16 protein-coding genes are annotated in these 20466 nt (G+C 74.1%); 3 read left to right on the top strand and 13 right to left on the bottom strand.

Going from position 1 to position 20466, the window contains the following annotated elements; translation table 11 throughout:
- Window positions 1–43: 43 nt before the first annotated feature.
- The 4 genes from ACWGH1_RS33950 to ACWGH1_RS33935 form a co-directional block, all read right to left on the bottom strand.
- Window positions 44–799, bottom strand: coding sequence for an AIM24 family protein (locus tag ACWGH1_RS33950; protein WP_453357557.1), 756 nt, complete (start codon window positions 797–799; stop codon window positions 44–46).
- A gap of 17 nt (window positions 800–816) precedes the next feature.
- A complete protein-coding gene (locus ACWGH1_RS33945) occupies window positions 817–1497 on the bottom strand; it encodes an AIM24 family protein (RefSeq protein ID WP_453357558.1) in 681 nt (226 codons plus the stop codon).
- A gap of 29 nt (window positions 1498–1526) precedes the next feature.
- Entirely contained in the window at window positions 1527–3218 is a 1692-nt protein-coding gene (locus ACWGH1_RS33940) for a TerD family protein (protein WP_453409305.1), read from the bottom strand.
- A 164-nt stretch (window positions 3219–3382) separates the two neighbouring features.
- Window positions 3383–3988, bottom strand: a complete 606-nt coding sequence (locus ACWGH1_RS33935) for a M48 metallopeptidase family protein (protein WP_453355966.1) — start codon at window positions 3986–3988, stop codon at window positions 3383–3385.
- Between the two features lie 172 nt (window positions 3989–4160).
- Between ACWGH1_RS33935 and ACWGH1_RS33930 the strand changes: the two genes are divergently transcribed.
- Both ACWGH1_RS33930 and ACWGH1_RS33925 read left to right on the top strand, forming a co-directional pair.
- On the top strand, window positions 4161–5303 hold the full coding sequence (locus ACWGH1_RS33930) for a ThiF family adenylyltransferase (protein WP_453355967.1): 1143 nt from the start codon (window positions 4161–4163) through the stop codon (window positions 5301–5303).
- A gap of 104 nt (window positions 5304–5407) precedes the next feature.
- Entirely contained in the window at window positions 5408–6736 is a 1329-nt protein-coding gene (locus ACWGH1_RS33925; RefSeq protein ID WP_453355968.1) for an ABC1 kinase family protein, read from the top strand.
- A gap of 94 nt (window positions 6737–6830) precedes the next feature.
- Here the strand turns inward: ACWGH1_RS33925 and ACWGH1_RS33920 are convergent, their stop codons facing one another.
- The 5 genes from ACWGH1_RS33920 to ACWGH1_RS33900 form a co-directional block, all read right to left on the bottom strand.
- Entirely contained in the window at window positions 6831–7037 is a 207-nt protein-coding gene (locus ACWGH1_RS33920; protein ID WP_453355969.1) for a hypothetical protein, read from the bottom strand.
- 101 nt (window positions 7038–7138) lie between these two features.
- On the bottom strand, window positions 7139–7471 hold the full coding sequence (locus ACWGH1_RS33915) for a hypothetical protein (protein ID WP_453409304.1): 333 nt from the start codon (window positions 7469–7471) through the stop codon (window positions 7139–7141).
- Window positions 7468–7839 (bottom strand): WhiB family transcriptional regulator, encoded by a 372-nt coding sequence (locus ACWGH1_RS33910; protein ID WP_453409303.1) that lies wholly within the window; start codon window positions 7837–7839, stop codon window positions 7468–7470. The genes ACWGH1_RS33915 and ACWGH1_RS33910 overlap by 4 nt, the downstream gene beginning before the upstream one ends.
- Before the next feature lie 184 nt (window positions 7840–8023).
- Complete coding sequence (locus ACWGH1_RS33905) at window positions 8024–8365, bottom strand: hypothetical protein (protein ID WP_453409302.1); 342 nt, start codon at window positions 8363–8365, stop codon at window positions 8024–8026.
- Window positions 8366–8532: 167 nt separating this feature from the next.
- Complete coding sequence (locus tag ACWGH1_RS33900) at window positions 8533–10698, bottom strand: ATP-dependent DNA helicase UvrD2 (protein WP_453357010.1); 2166 nt, start codon at window positions 10696–10698, stop codon at window positions 8533–8535.
- Between the two features lie 183 nt (window positions 10699–10881).
- Between ACWGH1_RS33900 and ACWGH1_RS33895 the strand changes: the two genes are divergently transcribed.
- The gene (locus tag ACWGH1_RS33895; RefSeq protein WP_453357011.1) at window positions 10882–11142 is read left to right on the top strand and encodes a mycoredoxin; all 261 of its coding nucleotides are present in this window, start codon (window positions 10882–10884) and stop codon (window positions 11140–11142) included.
- An 88-nt stretch (window positions 11143–11230) separates the two neighbouring features.
- Here ACWGH1_RS33895 and nudC read toward each other — a convergent pair whose 3' ends face one another.
- From nudC to ACWGH1_RS33875, 4 genes are all read right to left on the bottom strand, one after another.
- Window positions 11231–12172, bottom strand: a complete 942-nt coding sequence (gene nudC / locus ACWGH1_RS33890) for an NAD(+) diphosphatase (protein WP_453356955.1) — start codon at window positions 12170–12172, stop codon at window positions 11231–11233.
- A 61-nt stretch (window positions 12173–12233) separates the two neighbouring features.
- The gene (locus tag ACWGH1_RS33885; RefSeq protein WP_453356954.1) at window positions 12234–13634 is read right to left on the bottom strand and encodes a dipeptidase; all 1401 of its coding nucleotides are present in this window, start codon (window positions 13632–13634) and stop codon (window positions 12234–12236) included.
- Window positions 13635–13643: 9 nt separating this feature from the next.
- Window positions 13644–17870, bottom strand: coding sequence for a UvrD-helicase domain-containing protein (locus ACWGH1_RS33880; RefSeq protein WP_453409301.1), 4227 nt, complete (start codon window positions 17868–17870; stop codon window positions 13644–13646).
- 56 nt (window positions 17871–17926) lie between these two features.
- Window positions 17927–20466 (bottom strand): PD-(D/E)XK nuclease family protein (locus tag ACWGH1_RS33875; protein ID WP_453409300.1); only part of this gene is annotated, 2540 nt, incomplete at its 5' end.

Below are 20466 nucleotides of genomic sequence, written 5' to 3'. Positions count from 1 at the left end.
AGGGCCGGTCCCGCGGGGCCGGCCCCTCCCCCACGTCTGCGGATCAGTTCCAGGCGTTGTTCTGGTTCTGGGCGTGGGCGCCGTGCTGGCCCATGCCGTACTGCGCTGCCAGGCCCTGGCCGAGCTGGGCGTTCTGCGGCGGCAGCAGCTCGCTGGGCTGCACCAGGGCGAAGCCCGTGCCGAGGAAGCTGAGCTCCCAGCCCTCACCGGTGTTGCCGCGCCGCCGCCAGACCCCGGTGGAGTGCGTCTGGGCCTGCATCTGCACGCGCAGCGACGTGGACCAGGCGACGATGGCGTCCGCATCGGCGTTGACGTACTTGTCGGGCGTGACCTGCATCATCAGCGGCTGCCCCGAGGTCATCAGGGCGACCTTGCCGCGGCCGGTGATGTTGAGCTGGTACTTGCCCGAGCCGGAGATCCCGTACTGGCTGTCCACCGCGACGGCCTCGGTGTGCAGGGTGGAGTCCAGGGCCAGCACGTAGCTGCTGTCGACGGTGAGCCCGTCTACGTCCACGTCCACGACGTGGACGTACTGCGCGAGGTTGGCCAGGTAGACCGTGCCCTGCCCGGAGCAGCGCATGAGGTCCAGGCCCTCGCCGGTGCGGGCGCGGGCGGTGCGCTGGGTGGTGCTCTGGTACTCGCCGTCGAAGTCGATGATCCCCTGGTAGGCGACCATGGCCCCCTTGCGGGCGAGCACGTCGTCGGAGCCGCTCAGGGAGACCCGCAGCAGCTGCGGGTTCTGGACGGTGTACCGGTCCTGGGACTGCGCTTCGGCGTGGGCGAAAAGTGCGCTCTGCATGATGTGTCCGCTCCCCCTCAGCCCCGGGCCCGGAGCCGGTCGGTGCTGTCCTCGCTGGGCTGTACGACGACGATGCCCTGTCCGGAGAAGGCCATCTGGTAGGCCTCCCCGCTGCCCCGGCCGATCATCGACGAGGCCTTGAAGCTGCGCTTGCCCTTGACCTTGAGGTTGGGGGACCAGGCGACGAGCGCGTCCGGGTCGACGTACGTCTCGTCCTCGCCGCGCCCGCAATCGACCACGATCGGGGTGCCCCGGGAGGTGATGGCCACCCAGCCGGTGCCCGAGATCTGGACGTTGAACAGGCCCTGTCCGGCGAACTTGGCCATGCCCTTGACCCGCTCGACGCCCCACTGGAGCTGGGCGTCGAAGGCCAGCAGGTTGGTGCCGTTGACGGAGAGGGCGTCGTTGTCGAGGTTGATGACGACGACGTCCGCGCCGTAGTCGGCGAGGTAGAGCAGGCCGTCGCCGGTGCACTTCATCAGCGGGGCGCCTTCGCCGGTGAGCCACTGCGAGGCCATCTGGCGCACGGCCGGCGGGTTGGGCTCGTACTGGACGAACCCCTCGTAGGCGACCATCGAGCCGGTGCGCGCGAAGAGGTCGTGGCCGCTCTGCATGGCGACCTTGAGCATGGCCGGGCCGTGGTTCTCCATGCGGGCCGTGACGGGGGTGGGGGCGTAGCCCGCGAGCTGCTGGTTCATTGCGTTCATGGCATTCATGTGGGGCTCCCTCAGACCTCGTACGGCTGGACGACGATGAAGTTGCCGGGGGCCCCGCGGAACTGGAGGTTCACGGTTTCCCCGCTGTGGCCGGGGTAGGCGTTGCGGCGCAGCCGGACCTGGCTGGAGATGATCACCTGCGAGGCGGCGGACCAGGCGACGATGGCGTTGCTGTCGGCGAAGGTGGTCGGGGTGACGGGCAGCACGACGGGCGTGCCGTGCGTCTTGACGATGACGGTGCCGGTGCCCTGGAACAGCATGGTGAACAGGGCGCCGCCCGGGATGCCGTGGCCCTCGATCCGGCGGACCTCGTGCTGGAGGGATTCGTCGAAGGCGAGGACTGACTCGGCGGAGACGCAGATGCCGTCGCCCTGGAGCTCGACGGCGTGCAGGTGGGCGCCGTTCTCGGCGAGGAAGACCTGGCCGCGGCCGGTGCAGCGCATGAGCTGCATCTCCTGGCCGGTGGCGTTGCCGACGATGCGGCCGGCGAAGCCGGCGCCCTTGTAGCTGAAGTCGACCTTGCCCTGGTAGAGCACCATGCTGCCCTGGCGGGCGAGGACCGGCTGGCCGCCGCCGAGGGCGAGGTCGACCCGCATCAGCTGGTGGTTCTGCGGGGTCCAGCGGGCGCCGGTGGGGGCTTCCTTGTACCGGCTGAGCGCGGCGGTGAGTCCCGGGGCGCCGGCGGCCGGCTGCTGGTGGCCGGGCTGCTGGCCGTACGCCGGCTGCTGCGGGTACCCGGGATGCTGGCCGTACGCCGGCTGCTGGGGGTACCCGGGCTGCTGGCCGTAGGGGGCCGGCCGGCCGTGCGGCGCGGGGACCGGGCCGGGCGGGGGCACCTGGCCGCCGTACGAGGGCTGCTGGTTCGGCACTTGGCCGTACGAGGGCGGCCCGGGCGGCTGCGGCGCGTGCGGCGGCTGCCCGTAGGGGGCGGCCGGGGGTGCGGGCACCAGGGGGCCGACCATCGTCGGGGCCGAGTGCACCGGCTGGTGGGGAGCGGGTGCGGGAGCGGGTACGGGTGCGCCGAAGGAGGGCTGCGGGGCGGGGGGAGCGGGCGGGGCCTGGGGCGCGGGCGTGCCGAACGCGGGTTCCGGGCCCTGCGGCGGCGGGGCGAAGCCGGGCGCGGCGGCCGGGGGCTGGTGCTGCGGCCGGCCCTGTGCCGCTGCCTGCGGTTCCTCCTCGGCGACCTCGCCGCCGAAGTTCTCGAGCAGGGCCGCGAGCCCGCCGTCGAAGCCCTGGCCGACGGCGGCGAAGCGCCACACGTCCTTCAGGTAGAAGTCACCGATCATCAGCGCGCGCTCGGTGCTGAACTCCGAACCCGTGAACGAGTACCGGACGACCTCCTCGCCGCCCGCGACGACCCGGATGTAGCCGGGGCCGATCTGGGACATCTGGCCGGCGCCGTCGATGGAGGCGGCGAAGGACAGCCTGTGGATGTGCGCGGGCACACGGTCGAGGGTCACCCGGAAGGACTCGGTGTCGCCCGCCTGGGCGCCGAGTTGCTGGATGGACTCCTCGGGCGACTTCGGCTGGTTGTAGAAGACGAAGTAGCGGTCGTCCGAGAGCTGCTCGTCGGCGTCGAGGCCGAAGCAGCTGATGTCGATGGAGAGCCCCGCGCCGGCGATCCGGACGCCCACGTACAGATCGGTGCCCGCCGTCAGATCACTGACCTTGGCCTTGTGGCCGCGTTGGAATTCCCTGGCCATGCGTACGACCGTCCCCCATCCCGACTGTGAATGCGCGCACCCGCTCCGAATGCGTGCCGCTCAGGCTAACGGCTCGCGCGGACATCCGGCCAAGTCGGTACCGAGCCGGTACACGTCGCCCGTCCGCGGCCTTGACCGGGCGGGTCCGGAGCCCGGCCGAGGGGTCATTCCCCGCGGGCGGCGGGGACGGCGGGCGCGGCGGGAAGGCGTTCCGCCGCGACGACCCCCTCCAGATATCCGCGGGCGCGTTCGGTCTTCGGGTACGCCTCCAGCAACTGCCAGAAGCGGGGCCCGTGTCCGGGTACCAGGAGGTGCGCCAGCTCGTGCAGCAGGACGTAGTCGACGACGTACTCCGGCATGCCCTGGAGGCGGTGCGAGAGCCGGATGCTGCCCTCGGCCGGGGTGCAGGAGCCCCAGCGGGTGTTCTGGTTGGTGACCCAGCGCACCGAGCGGGGGCGGGCGCGGGAGCTGAAGTACTGCTCGGACAAACGCTCGGCGCGGGCGGTGAGTTCCGCGTCGCCGAGGGTCCGCTTGCCCTCCTGGGCGGCGAGCTTGTCGAGCATCACGCCCACCCAGCGCTCTTCCTCCGCCTCGGACATCCGGGCGGGGATGAGGACGACCGTCCGCTCGCCTTCCCGGTAGGCGGATACGGTCCTGCGGCGGCGCGCGCTCCGGCGTACTTCGACGGCGCGCTGCGAGGGGTCGGCGGACACGCCTCGACGGTACCCGGTCGCCGGGGCGGGCGTCCCGCTCGTCCGTGGTTCGAACATGATCGATTCATCTGGGATCCGAAACACCCCTTTTCTTCATCTCATATGCCCAATACCTCGTAGCTGTGGACAAATTCCCGCACGTGTTCCGGGGAGCGGGCAGTGTGGCGGAAGACGCGGAGGAACCGCGGAAGAAACAGGGACGGACCGGACGGGAATCGGGGGGATGGTCATGTATCCGAAGGTGAAGCCGGCGCTGGCGCGGGCCTGGCGCGATCTGCTCACGGTGCAGTGCGGGGTGACTCCCGCGCACGCGGTGGCGCTGGGTCCGGTGGACACGGCGACGGCATCGCTGATCGACCGGATCGACGGGACGCGGGGCATGGAGTTGCTGCGCGAGGAGGCCGGGCGGATCGGGCTGCCCCGGACCCGGGCGGACGAACTGGTCCGGCGGCTGGCCGGGGCCGGGCTGCTCGACGACGCCACCGCGGGCGGCCCCCGGGCCCAGGCGGTGCGCAAGCGGCCGGAGACCCTGGAGCGGCTGGGACCGGATCTGGCGTCGCTCTCCCTGGTGCACCGCGAGCCCGGCGGGGAGTTACGGGCGGTCGCGGCCCGGCGGGCGATACGGGTACAGGTGCGCGGGAGCGGCCGGGTGGGCGGGGTGATCGCCGCCGTCCTGGCGGGAGCCGGCGTGGGCCGGGTCGAGGTGCTCGACGGCGGGCGGGTGCAGCCGGGCGATGTGGCGCCGGGCGGGCTCGGCCCGGACAGCGTGGGGCGGCTGCGGGCCGAGGCCGCGGCGGCGGTGGTCCGGGAGGCGGCGCCCGGGCGGCCCCCGCGGGCCGGGGAGGTCGGCGGGCCCGAACCGGGGCTGGCCCTGGTGGTGGTCGCCCCCCGGGACGGGCTCCAGGCGTGGGCCCCCGACCCCGAAGCGGCCGCCGAGTGGGTGGCGGCCGGGATCCCGCACCTGTACGCGGGGGTGTTGGAGGGCACCGGGATGGTCGGACCGCTGGTGCTGCCCGGCGCCGCGGCCTGCGCGGGGTGCATGGAGCGGGAGCGGGTCGACCGGGATCCCGCCTGGCCCCGGATGCTGGTCCAGTGGCGGTCGGCGCACCGTCGCAGAGCCGTCGCCGCCTGCGATCTGGGCCTGGCCGCGGCGGTGGCCGGTCTCGCCGCCGCGCACGCCCTGTCCTTCCTCGACGGCCGGCTGCCGGCTTCGACGGCGGCCCGCTGGGAGGCCGCCCTGCCGGGACTGCACTGGGAGCGTTCGGAGGTCCGCCCGCATCCGGAGTGCCCCTGCGCGGCGGGGGCGGTGAGCCCGGGCGGCACCGGGAGCGGTCCAGCGGTACTGCAGGGGCGGGAGGCAGGATCGGGCTGACTCTCGCACAGCAGGCCATGACAGGATGCGTTCGACCGAAGGCCAGAGGGGACACCCCCCGAACCGCCGCTGGCGGCACGGCTGTCTCGGAACTGGAGGGGCGTATGTCTGATCTTCCCCGGAAGGCGGTCACCCGCACCGTCAAGCTGGCCGCGCTGCCACTGGGCATGGCCGGCCGGGCCACCTGGGGCCTGGGCAAGCTGATCGGCGGCAAGTCCGCGGAGATCGTCGCCCGCGAGCTCCAACAGCGCACCGCAGATCAGCTGTTCCGCACCCTCGGAGAGCTGAAGGGCGGCGCCATGAAGTTCGGGCAGGCGCTGTCGGTCTTCGAGTCGGCTCTGCCCGAGGAGGTGGCGGGCCCCTACCGGGCAGCGCTGACCAAGCTCCAGGAGGCAGCCCCTCCGCTGCCTTCGGCCACGGTGCACCAGGTGCTGGCGGAGCGGCTGGGTGAGCACTGGCGGGAGCTGTTCGAGGAGTTCGAGGACAAGCCGGCCGCGGCGGCCTCGATCGGGCAGGTGCACCGGGCGGTCTGGCACGACGGCCGGCAGGTGGCGGTCAAGGTGCAGTACCCGGGGGCCGGAGAGGCGCTGCTGTCCGACCTCAAGCAACTGGGCCGGTTCGCGGGCCTGCTGGGGCCGCTGATCCCGGGCATGGACATCAAGCCGCTGATCACCGAGCTGCGTGACCGGGTCGCGGAGGAGCTGGACTACGAGCTGGAGGCCGAGGCGCAGCGGACGCATGCCGACGCGTTCGAAGGCGACGCTGACGTGGTGGTGCCGGCCGTCGTGCACCAGGGCGACCAGGTCCTGATCAGCGAATGGATGGAAGGGACCCCGCTGTCGGAGGTGATAGCCGACGGCACCCAGGAGGAGCGTGACCGGGCGGGGCAGTTGCTGGCCCGGTTCCTCTTCTCCGGACCCGCGCGCACCGGGCTCCTGCACGCGGATCCGCACCCGGGGAACTTCCGGCTGATCCAGGCCGCCGACGGCACGGCCCGGCTGGGGGTGCTGGACTTCGGCACGGTCGACCGGCTGCCGGGCGGCTGGCCCGAGCCCATCGGCCGGTCGCTGCGGATGACGCTGGACGGTGACGCCGAGGGGGTGTACGGGCACCTGTGCGCGGAGGGCTTCGTGAAGAAGTCGATCGAACTCGACCCGGACGCGCTGCTGGACTACCTCAAGCCGATCATCGAGCCCGCCGAGGCGGAGGAGTTCACCTTCACCCGGCCGTGGCTGCGCGGCCAGGCGGCCCGGATCGCCGACCCCCGCTCCCCCGCCCACCAGTTGGGCCGTCAGATCAACCTGCCGCCCTCTTACCTGCTGATCCACCGGGTGACGCTGAGCACCATCGGCGTCCTGTGCCAGCTCGGCGCGACGGTCCGGCTGCGCGACGAACTGGAGTCCTGGCTCCCCGGGTTCCTCCCCGAGGGCTAGGGCGTGCCCGGCGGACCAGGGTCGGGCCCGGCCATGATCCGCCGGACACCCCTAGAGGACGGCCGGAAGCCGGGCGGCCTCGCGGGGCGCCGGGTTACCACCAGGAGGAGTCGAGGCGGCCCTCGATCGCCCTGAGGTTGGCGCGTGCGCAGGCGACGCAGAAGTACTGGCGGGCCCCGTTCTCCACCGAGCAGGTCCAGGTGGGCGGGGCGCCGTCGGACGACTGGGTGCCGCAGCGCGCGCAGAGGACGGGCTGGGCCTTGGGCCCCGGCGGGGTGGGGCGGGGAGTCGGCTGGTCCACCTGCCGACGATATCCCCGGACGGGGCGCGGTGCGCGTCCGCAACGCCCCGGGGGGACCGGTCCGTGCGGACCGGTCCCCCCGGGAGGTTCCTGCTGGGCTGTCAGTTCATGACGGCCATGGCCAGCGCGCGCCGGGCGCGCAGCGAGACGCGCTCGGCTCGACGCTGCATGCGCCGGGCGGCGACCAGACGCGTGGCGTGACGCCCGGCGTCGGCCTCACGCATGCGGTCGTCCATATGGGCACGAGCCAGGGCTTCTGGGATGAGTTGCATTTCGCGGGTCCTGTTCTGACGCGAGGTGATCGCGCCGGCGGTGATGAAGTCTGCGGTGGCGGAGCCGTACGGCTGCTCGCTCGTGGTGGCGAAGGGGGACATGGGGGCCTGCTTCAAGGGGTCGTGCGTCAGGGGGCGGTCGATGGTTCCGATGGCGGTCATGCCGCGACAACCGGGTTCTTGCGCGGACGGCCACGGGGCCGCTTCCGGGCGACGACCACACCCTGGACGAAGAGCTCTCCGCCCCAGACGCCCCAGGGCTCGCGGCGCTCCTTCGCCCCGGCGAGGCACGCCTCGACCAGGGGACAGGTGCCGCAGAGGGACTTCGCGTACTCGACATCGGCCGGGGACTCGGCGAAGAAGACCTCGGGGTCGAAGGTGCGGCAGGGGACGGGGACGCCGAGGTTCTCGATGGCGTCGTCGAGCGCGGTCAGCGCGGTGAGGGGAGTCAAGGCGGAGTCCTCCGGGACTGCGGGCGGGGAGATCGTTTGGGTCTGCGGTACGGACGGGGCGTGCGCTTCGAGTTGCACGGTGGTTTCTTCCTCGTCTTTGTTGACTAGTCGTTCCGGCCCGGTTCGGCCGGGGTCGGCTGGTACCTGTTCTTGCCAGTCCCGAGGCCCCTTCGCTCTGCCGTCCCCGTTCGGGGACAAACAGAAGGGCCGCGGATCCCGGGTGGGGTTCCGCGGCCCTGAAGGCGCCGGCCTGATCTTGAGATCAGACTGGATCACTCCAGGGTTCGAGCCCACGGAAGGCCCACATCAGGTGGTGCTGCTGCTTCGTCTGCTTCGTCTGGGATCCGGCACCGGCCGCGGCGGCGGAGCCATAGGCGCCATGCGCCTGGGCTTCTGCAGCCAGTACTGCCACCGGTGCCTGGGTCGGTCGCTCATTCCGGACGCTGACGATCAGCGCGCAGGGCGCGGACGTCAGGGCAGGGCCGGCCGCGGGAATCCGGGACAGACCGGTACCCAGGACCGGGAGGAGCGAGGAGGAGCCGAGCGTGCAGGAAGCGGCGACCGAGCGATCGGTCATTTTGGTGAAGGTCATGAAGCTGGTCACTGGTCTCGCCTCCTCTCGGCGTCTCGGGGACCGGCCCGGGGGCCTGTCCCAATGCGTATTCGGATAAGTACAGCACGGATCAGGGGCTTCGGAGAAGCCACCGTTTCCGTTGCTAAGAACCTATGGGGATCCGCTGGGCATGTGCAAACTATTTTCCCGACGAGTTTCTACGCGTCGTCAGGTTCCTCGTCGCCGGGTTCCTGGCCTGCGCAGATGGCCAGGACGTCGGCTCCGTACCGGTCGAGCTTGCGGCCGCCGACTCCAGAAATCATCGAGAGCTCTCCCTCTTCGGACGGTCCGGCCTCCGCGATCGCCATCAGCGTCTTGTCGGTGAAGACGCAGTAGGCCGGCAGGCCCTGCTCCTTCGCCTGGGCCGCGCGCCACTCCCGCAGCCGCTCGTAGAGGCCCTCGTCCATGTCGGACGGGCAGTCCTCGCAGCGCATCAGCTTGAGTTCGCCCGCCTCGGTCAGCGTCTTGCCGCAGACCCGGCACAGCACCGGGCCGCGGCGGCCGCGCTTGCGGGCCGCCCGCTCGCCCGCGGCGCCCGCCTTGGCGCCCGGGGCCGCCGAGCCGGGCCGCAGGCCGTTCAGGAACCGGCTGGGGCGCCGGGAGGCCCGCCCGCCGGGGGCGCGGGACAGCGCCCAGGAGAGCGTCAGGTGCAGCCGCGCCCGGGTGACGCCCACGTACAGCAGCCGGCGTTCCTCCTCGACCTGCTCGTCGGTCTTGGCGTAGGTGATCGGCATCATGCCGTCGGTGAGGCCCACCAGGAACACCGCGTCCCACTCCAGGCCCTTCGCGGCGTGCAGCGAGGCGAGCGTGACGCCCTGCACGGTCGGCGCGTGCTGCGCGGCCTTGCGCTCGTCCAGCTCTACGGTGAGGTCGGCCAGGGTGGCGCCGGGGCGGCCGCGGGCGAAGTCCTCGGCGAGGCGGATCAGCGCGGCCACCGATTCCCACTGGTCGCGCACGGCTCCGGAGCCGGCGGGCGGCTCGCTGGTCCAGCCGGTGGAGCTGAGCACGGCCCGGACCTGCGAACCGAGCTCCACGACATCGTCGAGCAGCGGGTCGTTCCCGCCGGAGCGGGCGGCGCCGCGCAGCGCGAGGATCGCCTTCTGCACCTCGGCCCGTTCGAAGAAGCGCTCGGCGCCGCGCAGCTGGTAGGGCACACCGGCGTCGGCGAGGGCCTGCTCGTAGACCTCGGACTGGGCATTGATGCGGTAGAGGACCGCGATCTCGCCGGCCGGGACCCCGGCGGCGATCAGGTCACGGATCCGGGCGGCGACGCCCTCGGCCTCGGCGGGCTCGTCCGGGTACTCGGCATAGACCGGGTCGGGGCCGGGCTCGCGCTGGGACACCAGCTCCAGCCGGTGCTCGGCGGCCCGGCCCCTGGCCTGATTGAGCAGGCCGTTGGCGAGGTGGACCACCTGCGGTGTCGAGCGGTAGTCGCGGATCAGCTTGACCAGGGTTGCCTGCGGGTATCTGGTGCGGAAATTGAGCAGGTGGTCGGGGGTGGCGCCGGTGAAGGAGTAGATCGTCTGGCTGGCGTCACCGACGACGCAGAGGCTGTCGCGCTCGCCGAGCCACAGGTCCAGCAGGCGCTGCTGGAGCGGGCTGACGTCCTGGTACTCGTCCACCACGAAGTGCTGGTACTGGGCGCGGATCTGCTCGGCGATGTCGTGGCGGTCCTGGAGGATGCCGACGGTGAGGAGCAGCACGTCCTCGAAGTCGATCATGTTCCGGTCACGCTTGAGCTGCTCGTAGACGCCGTAGATCTGGGCGATCTCCGCCATGTCCCGGGGCGCCTCGCGGCCGGCCTTGAGGGCGGCCGCCGGGTAGTCGGCGGGGACGGTCTGGGTGACCTTGGCCCACTCGATCTCACCGGTGACGTCGCGCAGCTCGTTGCGGTCGAGACGGATGCGGCAGCGCGACCCGGCCTCGGCCACGAACTGGATCTTGCGCTCCAGCAGCCGGGGCACCTCTCCGCCGATGGCGCGGGGCCAGAAGTACTGGAGCTGGCGCAGGGCCGCGGCGTGGAAGGTCCGGGCCTGGACACCGCCCGCGCCCAGGCTGCGCAGCCGGCCGCGCATCTCGCCCGCCGCACGGTTGGTGAAGGTGACGGCGAGCACGCTGGCGGGCATCAGCTGGCCCGAGGCGACGCCGTAGGCGATGCGGTGGGTGATGGCGCGGGTCTTGCCCGTACCGGCGCCCGCGAGCACGCACACCGGCCCGCGCAGGGTCGTCGCGACCTCGCGCTGCTCCGGGTCGAGGCCCTGGAGCACCGCGTCGGCCGAGTCGGCGCCGGACGGGAAGGATGAGGAGTGCGTTGCTGCTGTCACCCCGCCATGCTGCCAGGTCCGGTGTGCCGGGCGGGAATGTTGTCCACAGGCCGCCGGTATCCGTCGTACTGATCCGCGGCGGGCGCGGATACGAGGGCGGGGAGGCCGCCCGTCCGGGAATGGGGCGGCGGTGGCGTACGTTCGAGTACTCGGACCACCGAGCCTCACGAAGGAGAGCGCAGCATGCAGGACACGGGTTCCGTCACGATGTACAGCACGACCTGGTGCGGCTACTGCCGCCGGCTGAAGAGCCAGCTGGACCGGGAAGGCATCGCGTACAACGAGATCAACATCGAGCTCGACCCGGCGTCCGCGGCGTTCGTGGAGCAGGCGAACGGTGGCAACCAGACGGTTCCGACGGTGCTCGTGAAGTCCCCCGCGGGCAACGAGTCCGTCATGACGAACCCGAGCCTGGCCCAGGTCAAGCAGGCCCTCGCGGTCTGACGGGGAGCACGCCCCACACCGGAAGGCCCCCGCCGCGGCGGGGGCCTTCCGGTGTGACCAACGTTACGGGCCGGGTACGGGCGGGCGGTCAGCCCGCGGGCCGCGGCAGCGGCTCCCCGTACCAGAGCTCGACCAGCCGGGCCGCGATGGAGATCCCCGACGGCGGGAGCACCTCGCCCGACTCGATCGCCTCGCGCAGGTCCTCGCGGGAGAACCAGCGGGCCTCCTGGATCTCCTCGCCGTCGACCGTGATCTCCGAGGTGACGGCGCGGGCGGTGAAGCCGAGCATCAGGCTGTACGGGAACGGCCAGGGCTGGCTGGCGACGTACTCGACCTCGCCGACCCTGACGCCCGCCTCCTCCCACACCTCGCGGATCACCGACTGCTCGATGGACTCGCCCGGCTCCACGAACCCGGCCAGCGTCGAGAAGCGGCCCTCGGGCCAGTGCACCTGGCGGCCCAGCAGCGCGCGGTCGTGCTCGTCGGTCACCAGCATGATCACGGCCGGATCGGTGCGCGGGTAGTGCTCGGCCCCGCAGCCGGGGCAGCGCCGGATGTGCCCGGCGGCCGCGACGACCGTGCGCTCGCCGCAGCGGGAGCAGAAACGGTGCATCCGCTGCCAGTTCTCCAGCGCCACCGCGTGCACCATGAGCCCGGCGTCGCGCGGCGACAGCAGCAGGCCCGCCTCCCGCAGTCCGGCGGCGCGCGCCGACTGGTCAATCCGGCCCGGCAGGGCGTCCTTCTGCAGCGCGAAGTACCGTACGCCGTCCTCGTCGGTGCCCAGGAAGTAGCGGTGCGTCTGGGTGACCGGCGCCTCGAAGGCGGGGGTCATCACGATGCCCGTGCCGCCGTCGGGGGTGTCGTCGATCAGGACCTGGCCGCCGGAGACGACGAAGACTCGGGTCGTCGGGTGGCTCCAGGCGGCGGCGAGCCAGGCCTCGTCGAGGCGGTGGTGCGCGGCGCGGTCGATGCCGCTGGGCGCGGCGAGCGAGAGCGGGCGCTCGGTACGGGTACTCACAGGTACTTCCAACTCCCCCGGTGGTGCAGGCGGACTAGGCAGGCGGCGGACGTGGGTTCGGGTGCTCCGGTCCTCAGGGCTTCCAGTGGGCGGCGAGGTCCCCCCACAGGTAGGCGGCCGTCTCCACGCCCTTGAGGAGCAGGTCCAGCTCGACCTTCTCGTTCGGCGCGTGCCAGCCGTCCGAGGGGACGGAGATGCCGAGGAAGAGGACCGGGGCGTCCAGGACGTCCTGGAGGTCGGCGGCGGGACCGGAGCCGCCCTCGCGGGTGAAGCGGACCGGCTGACCGAAGGCGCGGCCCATGGCCCGTACGACGGACTGCAGGGCCGGGTGGTCGAGCGGTGTCAGGCAGGGCCGGGTGGGGGCGCCGAAGACGATGGAGTGCCGGATCCCGTCGGGGACGCGCGCCGCGACCCAGTCCCGTACGGCGGCCTCGACCTCGTACGGGTCCTGCCCGGACACCAGCCGGAACGACAGCTTCACATGGGCGGAGGCGGGCACGATGGTCTTGCCGCCGGGGCCCTGGTAGCCGCCGCCGATGCCGTTGACCTCGGCGGTGGGGCGGGCCCAGACGCGCTCCAGCGTGGAGTAGCCCTTCTCGCCGGCGGCCGCGTGCGACTTGGCCGTACGGAGCCACTCGGCCTCGTCGAAGGGCAGCTCGGCGATCAGCCGGCGTTCGGCGTCGGTGAGCTCGGTGATGCCGTCGTAAAAGCCGGGGATCGTGACCCGGCCGTCGGCGTCGTGCAGCGCCGCGACGAGGCGGGCGGCGGCGGTCGCGGGGTTCGGGACGGCGCCGCCGAAGGCGCCGGAGTGGATGTCCTGGTCGGGGCCGTGCAGGTCGATCTCGCAGTCGGCGACGCCGCGCATGCCGGTGCAGACGGTGGGCGTGGTCTCGGACCACATGCCGGTGTCGGAGACGACGACGACATCGGCGGCGAGGCGGTCGGCCTCGCGCTCGACGAGGTGGCGGAAGTTGACGGAGCCGGACTCCTCCTCGCCCTCGATGAGGAGCTTGAGGTGCACGGCGGGGGCGTCGGCGCCGGTCGCGGCGAGGTGCGCGCGCACGCCGAGGGTGTGGAAGAACACCTGACCCTTGTCGTCGGCCGCGCCGCGCGCGTACATCCGGCCGTCCTTGACGACCGGCTCGAACGGGTCGGTGTGCCAGCCGTCCGCGCGGGCGGCGGGCTGTACGTCGTGGTGCCCGTAGACGAGGACGGTGGGGGCGGCCGGGTCGGCGCTCGGCCACTCGGCGAAGACGGCGGGGGCGCCGGGGGTCTCGAGGACCTCGGCGACCGGAAAGCCGGTCTCCTTGAGCTTGGCGGCGAGCCATTCGGCGCTGCGCCGTACATCGCCCGCGTGCTCGGGCTGGGCCGAGACGGAAGGGATGCGCAGCCAGTCCGCGAGGTCGTCGAGGAACGCGGCGCGGTGGGTGTCGATGTACGCGCGGACGACGCTGTCCGCCGGGGTGTCGCTCATGCCACGAGCCTAACCGTCCACCTGGGGGTCGCCGTCCGTGCCCGTTTTGCCTTGGAGGATCCGCTCAAGACGGGCCCGGTCGGGCAGGTCGCGGGGGCGGATCACGCGGCCGCTGCGGACGTGGAGGAACGCGGCGGAGACCCGGTCGAGAGGGGTCTCGGTGGCTTCGGCCCAGGCCAGGCGGTAGACGGCGAGCTGGAGGGGGTCGGCCTCGGTGGTGCGGCCGGTCTTCCAGTCGACGATCTCGTACGAGCCGTCGGGGTTCTTGTAGACGGCGTCGATCCGGCCGCGGACGACCCGGCCGGCGAGGGTGAGCTGGACCGGGGCCTCCATCCGGTGCGGGGTGCGGTCGGCGTACTCGCTGCGCTCGAAGGCGGCCTTGAGGGATTCGAGGTCGGCCTCGTCGGCGATGTCCTGGTCGGAAGCGGCGCCGGGCAGTTCGGTGGCGGGGTCCAGGACGTCGAGGAGGGGCAGCGGGAGCTCGTCGAAGCGGGACTCGACCCAGGCGTGGAAGCGGGTGCCCTGGCGCGCGGCGGGCTGGGGCGGCTTGGGCATGGGCCGGGCGAGCTCGCGGGCGAAGCCCTGCTCGTCGGCGGCGAGGCGCAGCAGCTGGCTGGCGGAGAGGGAGGCGGGCAGCTCGACGTCCCGGACGGCCGTACGGGCCCGGCGGAGCTCGCCTTCGAGGGCGTCGAGGTCCCGGTCCCATGAGGAAACGACCCGCGCCTCTTCGGCGCTCAACCCGCCGCTCCCGCCCCGCGGCCCGGCCGCCCGTACGTCGGCCTCGTGCCAGAGGTCGTCCGCGGGCGCGGGGAACTGGCCCCGCGGCCCGTGGCCATCGCCGGCTGCGGCGCGGCGGCCCTGCGGCCCGACGTGGTCGGCGGGCATGGCGGAGCGGGTCCGGGAGTCGTCTGCGGCGGCCCCGCGCCCGACACCGGGCCGCCGCTCCGCAGCGCAGGCATCGGCCTGGGGAGCAGCGGCGTCGGCCTCCGGCCACAGCTCGTCCGCAGGTACGACGGAGCGGGCCTGCGGCCCGACGTGGTCGGCAGGCACGGCCGAGCCGGACCCGGACGCAGGGGCATGGGGAGCCCCGCCTGACGGGACGCCCGCTCCGGCCTCCGCCCCCGGGTCGGCAACCGCCCCGGCCGGGTGGGCCTGCGGTCCCGGCCGGGAGGCCTGCGTCCAGCCCTCGGCCTCGGGCCACAGGTCGTCCGCAGGCGCGGCGGAGTGGGCCCGCGGCCCAGAGCCGTCGGCAGGCACGGCCGAGCCGGACCCGGGCGCACCGGCATTCGGAGCCCCGCCAGGGTGGGCCTGCGGCCCGACGCGGTCGGCGGGCACAGGCGGGCCCGGCGGCCGGAGGGCCGGAGCCCAAGCTTCGGCCTCCGGCCACAGGTCGTCCGCAGGCGCGGCGGAGTGGGCCCGCGGCCCAGAGCCGTCGGCAGGCACGGCCGAGCCCGGCTGAGAGGCCGGAGCCCAACCCTCGGCCTCCGGCCACAGGTCGTCCGCAGGCGCGGCAGAGTGGGCCCGCGGCCCAGAGCCATCGGCGGGCACAGCCGAACCCGGTCGGCGGGCCGTGGCCCAGGCGTCCGCCGGGGCGGCCGGGGGGCGTGGGGCCGGGAGGGTGGGGGTGGCGGCTGGGTGCGGGTCCGGCCACGGGGGGTCGTCGTAGGACGGTTCCTCGCAGTGGGGTGGCCACAGGTGGGCCGCCGACAGGTGGGACTCCACCAGCGCCGCCGCGCGGCGGCGCAGCGCCAGCGAGGCCGGGTCCAGCGGCAGCGGCCAGGCGTGGTCCGCGGTCGCGGCGTCGGCCAGGGCCGGGTTCTCGTCCTCCGGTTCCGGCTCGGGCGCCCACTCCTCGATCTCCCCGTGCCCCGCCTCGCAGTGCGCGTACAGCGCCTCCAGGAACGCCGACGGCCCCCGCCGCTTCTTCTGCGTCGGCCCCCACCAGTGGCCGGACGCCAGCAGCAGGGAGCGCGGCCGCGTGAACGTCACGTACCCCAGCCGGAGTTCCTCCACCGCCTTGTGTTCCTTCAGCCCGGCCTTGAAGGACTTCAGCCCCGCCGAGGTCCAGGCCGGGTCGCCCGGCAGCGTCGCCGCGTCGCCGCGCAGGGCGTACGGCAAGACCTTCGCGTACGAGGTCCAGGCCTCCGGCGGCTTCTCCTTCGGGAAGGACCCCGCGCACAGGCCGGGTACCGCCACCACGTCCCACTCCAGCCCCTTGGACTTGTGGGCCGTCAGCACCTTGACCGTGTTCTCCCCGCCCGGCAGGGCGTGGTCCAGGCCCTTCTCGTACTGGGCGGCCGTCCGCAGGAAGGCGAGGAACGCCAGCAGCGAGGCCTCCCCGTCCAGCGAGGCGAACCCGGCGGCTACGTCCAGGAACCCGGACAGCGTCTCGCGGCGCCGGGCGGCCAGGGCGTGCGGGGAGGCGGACAGCTCCACCTCCAGCCCGGTCACCGCCAGCACCCGGTGCAGTACGTCCATCAGCGGGTCGGCGAGCGAACGCCGCAGGTCACGCAGCTCCTGAGCGAGGTGCGCGAAGCGGACCCGGGCCTCGGCCGAAAAGGGCAGGTCCGCCCCGGCGACGGCCCCGGCGGAGTCCAGGAACGTCTCCAGCGCGTCGGCCAGCGAGACGACCTCCACCGGGTCCACGCCCTCGACGGCGGCCGCGAGCCGGGCGTCCGGGTCGGCCTCCGCGCCGCCCGGCGGCCGGCCGTGCACGAGCTGCCGCGCCCTGCGCCCCAGCAGTGCCAGGTCGCGGGCACCGATCCGCCAGCGCGGGCCGGTCAGCAGGCGCACCAGCGGGGCGTTGGCGCCCGGGTCCTGGAGCACCTCGCACACCGCGACCAGGTCGGCGACCTCGGGCAGGTGCAGCAGCCCGGAGAGCCCGACCACCTCGACCGGCACCTCGCGCTCCACCAGGACCGCCTGGATCCGCGCGAAGTCCCCGGCGGAGCGGCACAGCACCGCGATCTCCCCCGGCGCCGTCCCCGTACGGACCAGGTGCGCGACGGAGTCGCCGAGCCACTCCAGCTCCTCGGCGTGCGTGGGCAGCAGGGCGCAGCGGACCGAGCCGGCCCGCTCCTCCCCCGGCGCGGCCCGCAGCGCCTCGACGCCCTCGTGCATGGCGCGCAGGGGCGCGGCAAGGCCGTTGGCCAGGTCCAGCAGGCGGCCGCCGCTGCGCCGGTTCTCGCTGAGCGAATGGCGGGCGGCGGGGCTGCCGTCGGCGTTCGGGAAGTGCTCGGGGAAGTCGTCGAGGTTGGCGACGGAGGCGCCGCGCCAGCCGTAGATCGCCTGGCAGGGGTCGCCGACGGCGGTCACGGCGTGGCCGGTGCCCGCGCCGAACAGGCCGGAGAGCAGCAGCCGCTGTGCGACGGAGGTGTCCTGGTACTCGTCGAGCAGGACGACCCGGAACTCCTCCCGCAGCAGCGCGCCCACCTCGGGCCGGGTGGTGGCGAGCCGCGCGGAGAGGGCTATCTGGTCGCTGAAGTCGAGCAGGTCGCGAGAGCGTTTGGCGGCGCGGTAGCGCTCGGTCAGCTCCAGCAGTTCGAGCCGGCCGCGCACCGCCTCGGGCACCTTGCGCAGATCGTCGTTGGTCAGCTTGGTGCCGGCGAGCTCGTCCAGGAGCCGGGTGTCGTACGCATGCAGCTCCTCGGGGTCGACCAGGTGCTCGGAGAGTTCGGCGTCGAGCGCGAGCAGGTCGCCGACCAGGTCGGGCAGGGACTTCGTCAGCGACGGGTACGGGCCGGGGGCCTCGCGCAGCACGCGGGCGGCGAGCTGGAAGCGGGTGGCGTCGGCGAGCAGCCGGGAGCTGGGCTCCAGCCCGATGCGCAGGCCGTGGTCCTTCAGGAGCTGCCCGGCGAAGGCGTGGTAGGTGGAGATGCGGGGCTCGCCGGCGGCCGCGCCGCCCTCGGCGGGGAGGTCGCCGGGGGACGGGTCCGGATCGCTGATGCCGGCGCGGGCGAGGGCCTTTCGTACGCGCTCGGCGAGCTCGCCGGCGGCCTTGTTGGTGAAGGTGAGGCCGAGCACCTGGTCGGGCGCGACCGCTCCCGTGCCGACCAGCCACACGACGCGGGCGGCCATGACCGTGGTCTTGCCGGAGCCCGCTCCGGCGACGATGACCTGAGGGGTGGGCGGAGCGGTCGCACAGGCCAGCTGTTCCGGCGTGAAGGGGATCCCGAGGAGCTCCTTGAGCTGCTCGGGATCGGTGAGGGCCGGTGGGCCGGCCGGACGCGCGGACACCCGAAAAGGCTAGCGGCCCGCACCGACAATCCCCGCCGCCCCGGTGTCCGGGCGGCTCACTCGACGGTGTGGCGGCCCTCGGGGCGGGCGCTGCACGCGCTGCGGAAGGAGCAGTGGTCGCAGTGCTGTCCGGTGGTGGGGGTGAAGCGCTCGTCCAGGACCCGGCCGGCGGCGGTGGCGAGCAGGTCGCCGGCCCACTCGCCGCCAGCCCCGTGCAAGGGCTGCTGCGCCTGGACCTTCGGCACCTCGTCGCCGCCGTCGCGCTTGGCGGCGCCCTGGCGCAGCTGGACGAGTTCGGCGCCGCCGGGTTCGGGGCGGCGGCCGTCGAAGACCTCGTCCACGGCGCCTTCGCGGACCGCGAGCTGGTACACGGCGAGCTGGGGGTGGCGCGCGACCTCGTCCTTGGTGGGCGCGGCCTTGCCGGTCTTGAAGTCGACGACGTACGCCCGCCCCTGCGGGTCCGCTTCGACCCGGTCCATGGAACCCCGGATGCGCACGGCGAAGTCGCCCGCTTCGAGCGTGACGTCGAATTCGTGCTCCGTGGCGACGGCCGACCGGCCCCCGCGGTCGGTGGCGTGCCAGCGCAGGAAGCGTTCGAGGGCGGCGCGGGCGTTGTCCTTCTCCTGGCGGGACTTCCAGGGGGCGTCGAAGGCGAGGGCGTCCCACACGGAGTCGAGGCGTTCCATCAGGACGGCGAGGTCGGCGGGGGTCCGGCCGGAGGCGACTTCGTCGGCGAGGACGTGGACGACGTTGCCGAAGCCCTGGGCGGCGGTGGCGGGGGCGTCGGCCTTGACCTCGCGGCCGAGGAACCACTGGAGGGAACAGGTGTTGGCGAGCTGGTCCAGGGCGCTGCCGGAGAGCGCGACGGGCCGGTCGCGGTCGCGCAGCGGGACGCTGCTGCGGGTGGGCTCGTACAGCCCCCACCAGCGCTGCGGGTGCGCGGCGGGGACCAGGGGGCGGTCCTCGTCGTCGGTGAGCGCGGCGAGGCGGGCCAGGCGGCGGGCGGCGGCGTCGCGCACCGCCTCGGAGGCCTCGGGGTCGACGGTGGTGGCGCGGAGTTCCGCGACGAGCGCGGGGACGGAGAGGGGGCGGCGGGGGCGGCCGGTGACGTCCTTGACCGGTACGCCGAGTTCGGTGAGGAAGCGGGAGGGCTGGTCGCCGTCTTCGGCGGGGGCCTTGACGGCGGTGACGACGAGGCGGTGGCGGGCGCGGGTGGCGGCGACGTAGAACAGGCGGCGCTCCTCGGCGAGGAGCGCGCCGGGAGTGAGGGGTTCTGCGAGGCCGTCGCGCCCGATGCGGTCGGCCTCCAGCAGGGAGCCGCGGCGGCGGAGGTCGGGCCAGAGCCCCTCCTGGACGCCGGCGACGACGACGAGGCCCCATTCGAGGCCCTTGGAGCGGTGGGCGGTCATCAGCCGGACGGCGTCGCGGCGGTGGGCCTTGCGGGTGAGGGTGTCGGCGGCGATGTCCTCGGCTTCGAGCTGTTCGAGGAAGTTGAGGGCGCCGCGGCCGCCGGTACGTTCCTCCGCGCGGGCGGCGGTGTCGAAGAGGGCGCAGACGGCGTCGAGGTCGCGGTCGGCGTGGCGGCCGGCGGCGCCGCCGCGGCGGGCGGCGCGCTCCAGGCGCTGGGGCCACGGGGTGCCGTCCCAGAGCAGCCAGAGGGCCTCCTCGGCGGTGCCGCCGCCTTCGAGGAGTTCGCGGGCCTTGCGCAGGAGCAGGCCGAGGCGCTGGGCGCCGCGGGCGTAGCCGGGGTCGTGGGCGACGAGCCGCTCGGGCTCGGCGAGGGCGCGGGCGAGCAGCACGTCGGAGGGCGCCGGCACGGTGACCCCGGCGGCCCGCTCCTCGTCCCGGAGCGCCCGCCCGAGCCGCCGCAGATCGGCGGCGTCCATCCCCCCGAGCGGCGACCCGAGCAACGCCACGGCCGCCTCGACCCCGAGCCACCCCTCATCCACCCCGGCCGGCCCGGCGGCGGCGTCGCCGGAACCCGGGCCGGAGCCCTCGGCCGAAGCGGGGGCGGCGGAGCCGGACCCGGGCGCAACGGCGGAGCCGGTGCCCCCGGCCGGCTCACCGGAAGCAGGCCGGCCCGCCTCGGTGGCCCCGGCCGAGCCCTCGTCCGGGCCACCGGAACCGGCCACCGCCGGACCAGCGGCGTCACCGGCCTGGGCAGCGGCGGCGGAGGCCGGGCTCCCGTCCGGGCCGCCGGTGCCGGATGCATCCGGGACAGCGGAGGTGCCCCTTGAGGCGCCGGGCGTGGATGGGTCGCCGGTGCCGGCCAGCGAGGCCGCACCAGCGGAACCGGGCACCGCAGCGGCCACGACGTGGCGCGGTGACCCCGCGGATCCGCCGTGCCCGGCAGCAGCGACCGACTCGTCCGAGCCGGTCCCACCTGCGCCCGGGTCGCCGGCGTCGGACCCGGCGGGACCGGGCACGCGCGCGCCGGCCTCGCCCGCAGCGGCGGAACCCGAGGCCGGACTCCCGTCCGGGCCGCCGGACCCTGATGCCGCGGCCGCACCAGCGGAACCGGACAGCGCGGCCGGCACGGCGTGGCGCGGTGGCCCCGGGGGACCACCGTTCCCGGCAGGCCGGACCGACTCGGGCG

The sequence above is a fragment of the Streptomyces sp. NPDC054883 genome (assembly GCF_053610645.1).
Note: the sequence above shows the minus strand (reverse complement) of the source record. Positions and strands in the feature narration are given on the sequence as shown.

Bases quoted from the DNA above. Each gene is read 5' to 3' on its own strand.
- ACWGH1_RS33895 (WP_453357011.1), top strand. From the start codon at position 10,882: ATGCAGGACACGGGTTCCGTCACGATGTACAGCACGACCTGGTGCGGC.
- ACWGH1_RS33940 (WP_453409305.1), bottom strand. From the start codon at position 3,218: ATGGCCAGGGAATTCCAACGCGGCCACAAGGCCAAGGTCAGTGATCTG.
- ACWGH1_RS33915 (WP_453409304.1), bottom strand. From the start codon at position 7,471: ATGACCGCCATCGGAACCATCGACCGCCCCCTGACGCACGACCCCTTG.
- ACWGH1_RS33945 (WP_453357558.1), bottom strand. From the start codon at position 1,497: ATGAACCAGCAGCTCGCGGGCTACGCCCCCACCCCCGTCACGGCCCGC.
- ACWGH1_RS33885 (WP_453356954.1), bottom strand. From the start codon at position 13,634: ATGAGCGACACCCCGGCGGACAGCGTCGTCCGCGCGTACATCGACACC.
- ACWGH1_RS33930 (WP_453355967.1), top strand. From the start codon at position 4,161: ATGTATCCGAAGGTGAAGCCGGCGCTGGCGCGGGCCTGGCGCGATCTG.
- ACWGH1_RS33935 (WP_453355966.1), bottom strand. From the start codon at position 3,988: ATGTTCGAACCACGGACGAGCGGGACGCCCGCCCCGGCGACCGGGTAC.
- ACWGH1_RS33950 (WP_453357557.1), bottom strand. From the start codon at position 799: ATGCAGAGCGCACTTTTCGCCCACGCCGAAGCGCAGTCCCAGGACCGG.
- ACWGH1_RS33925 (WP_453355968.1), top strand. From the start codon at position 5,408: ATGTCTGATCTTCCCCGGAAGGCGGTCACCCGCACCGTCAAGCTGGCC.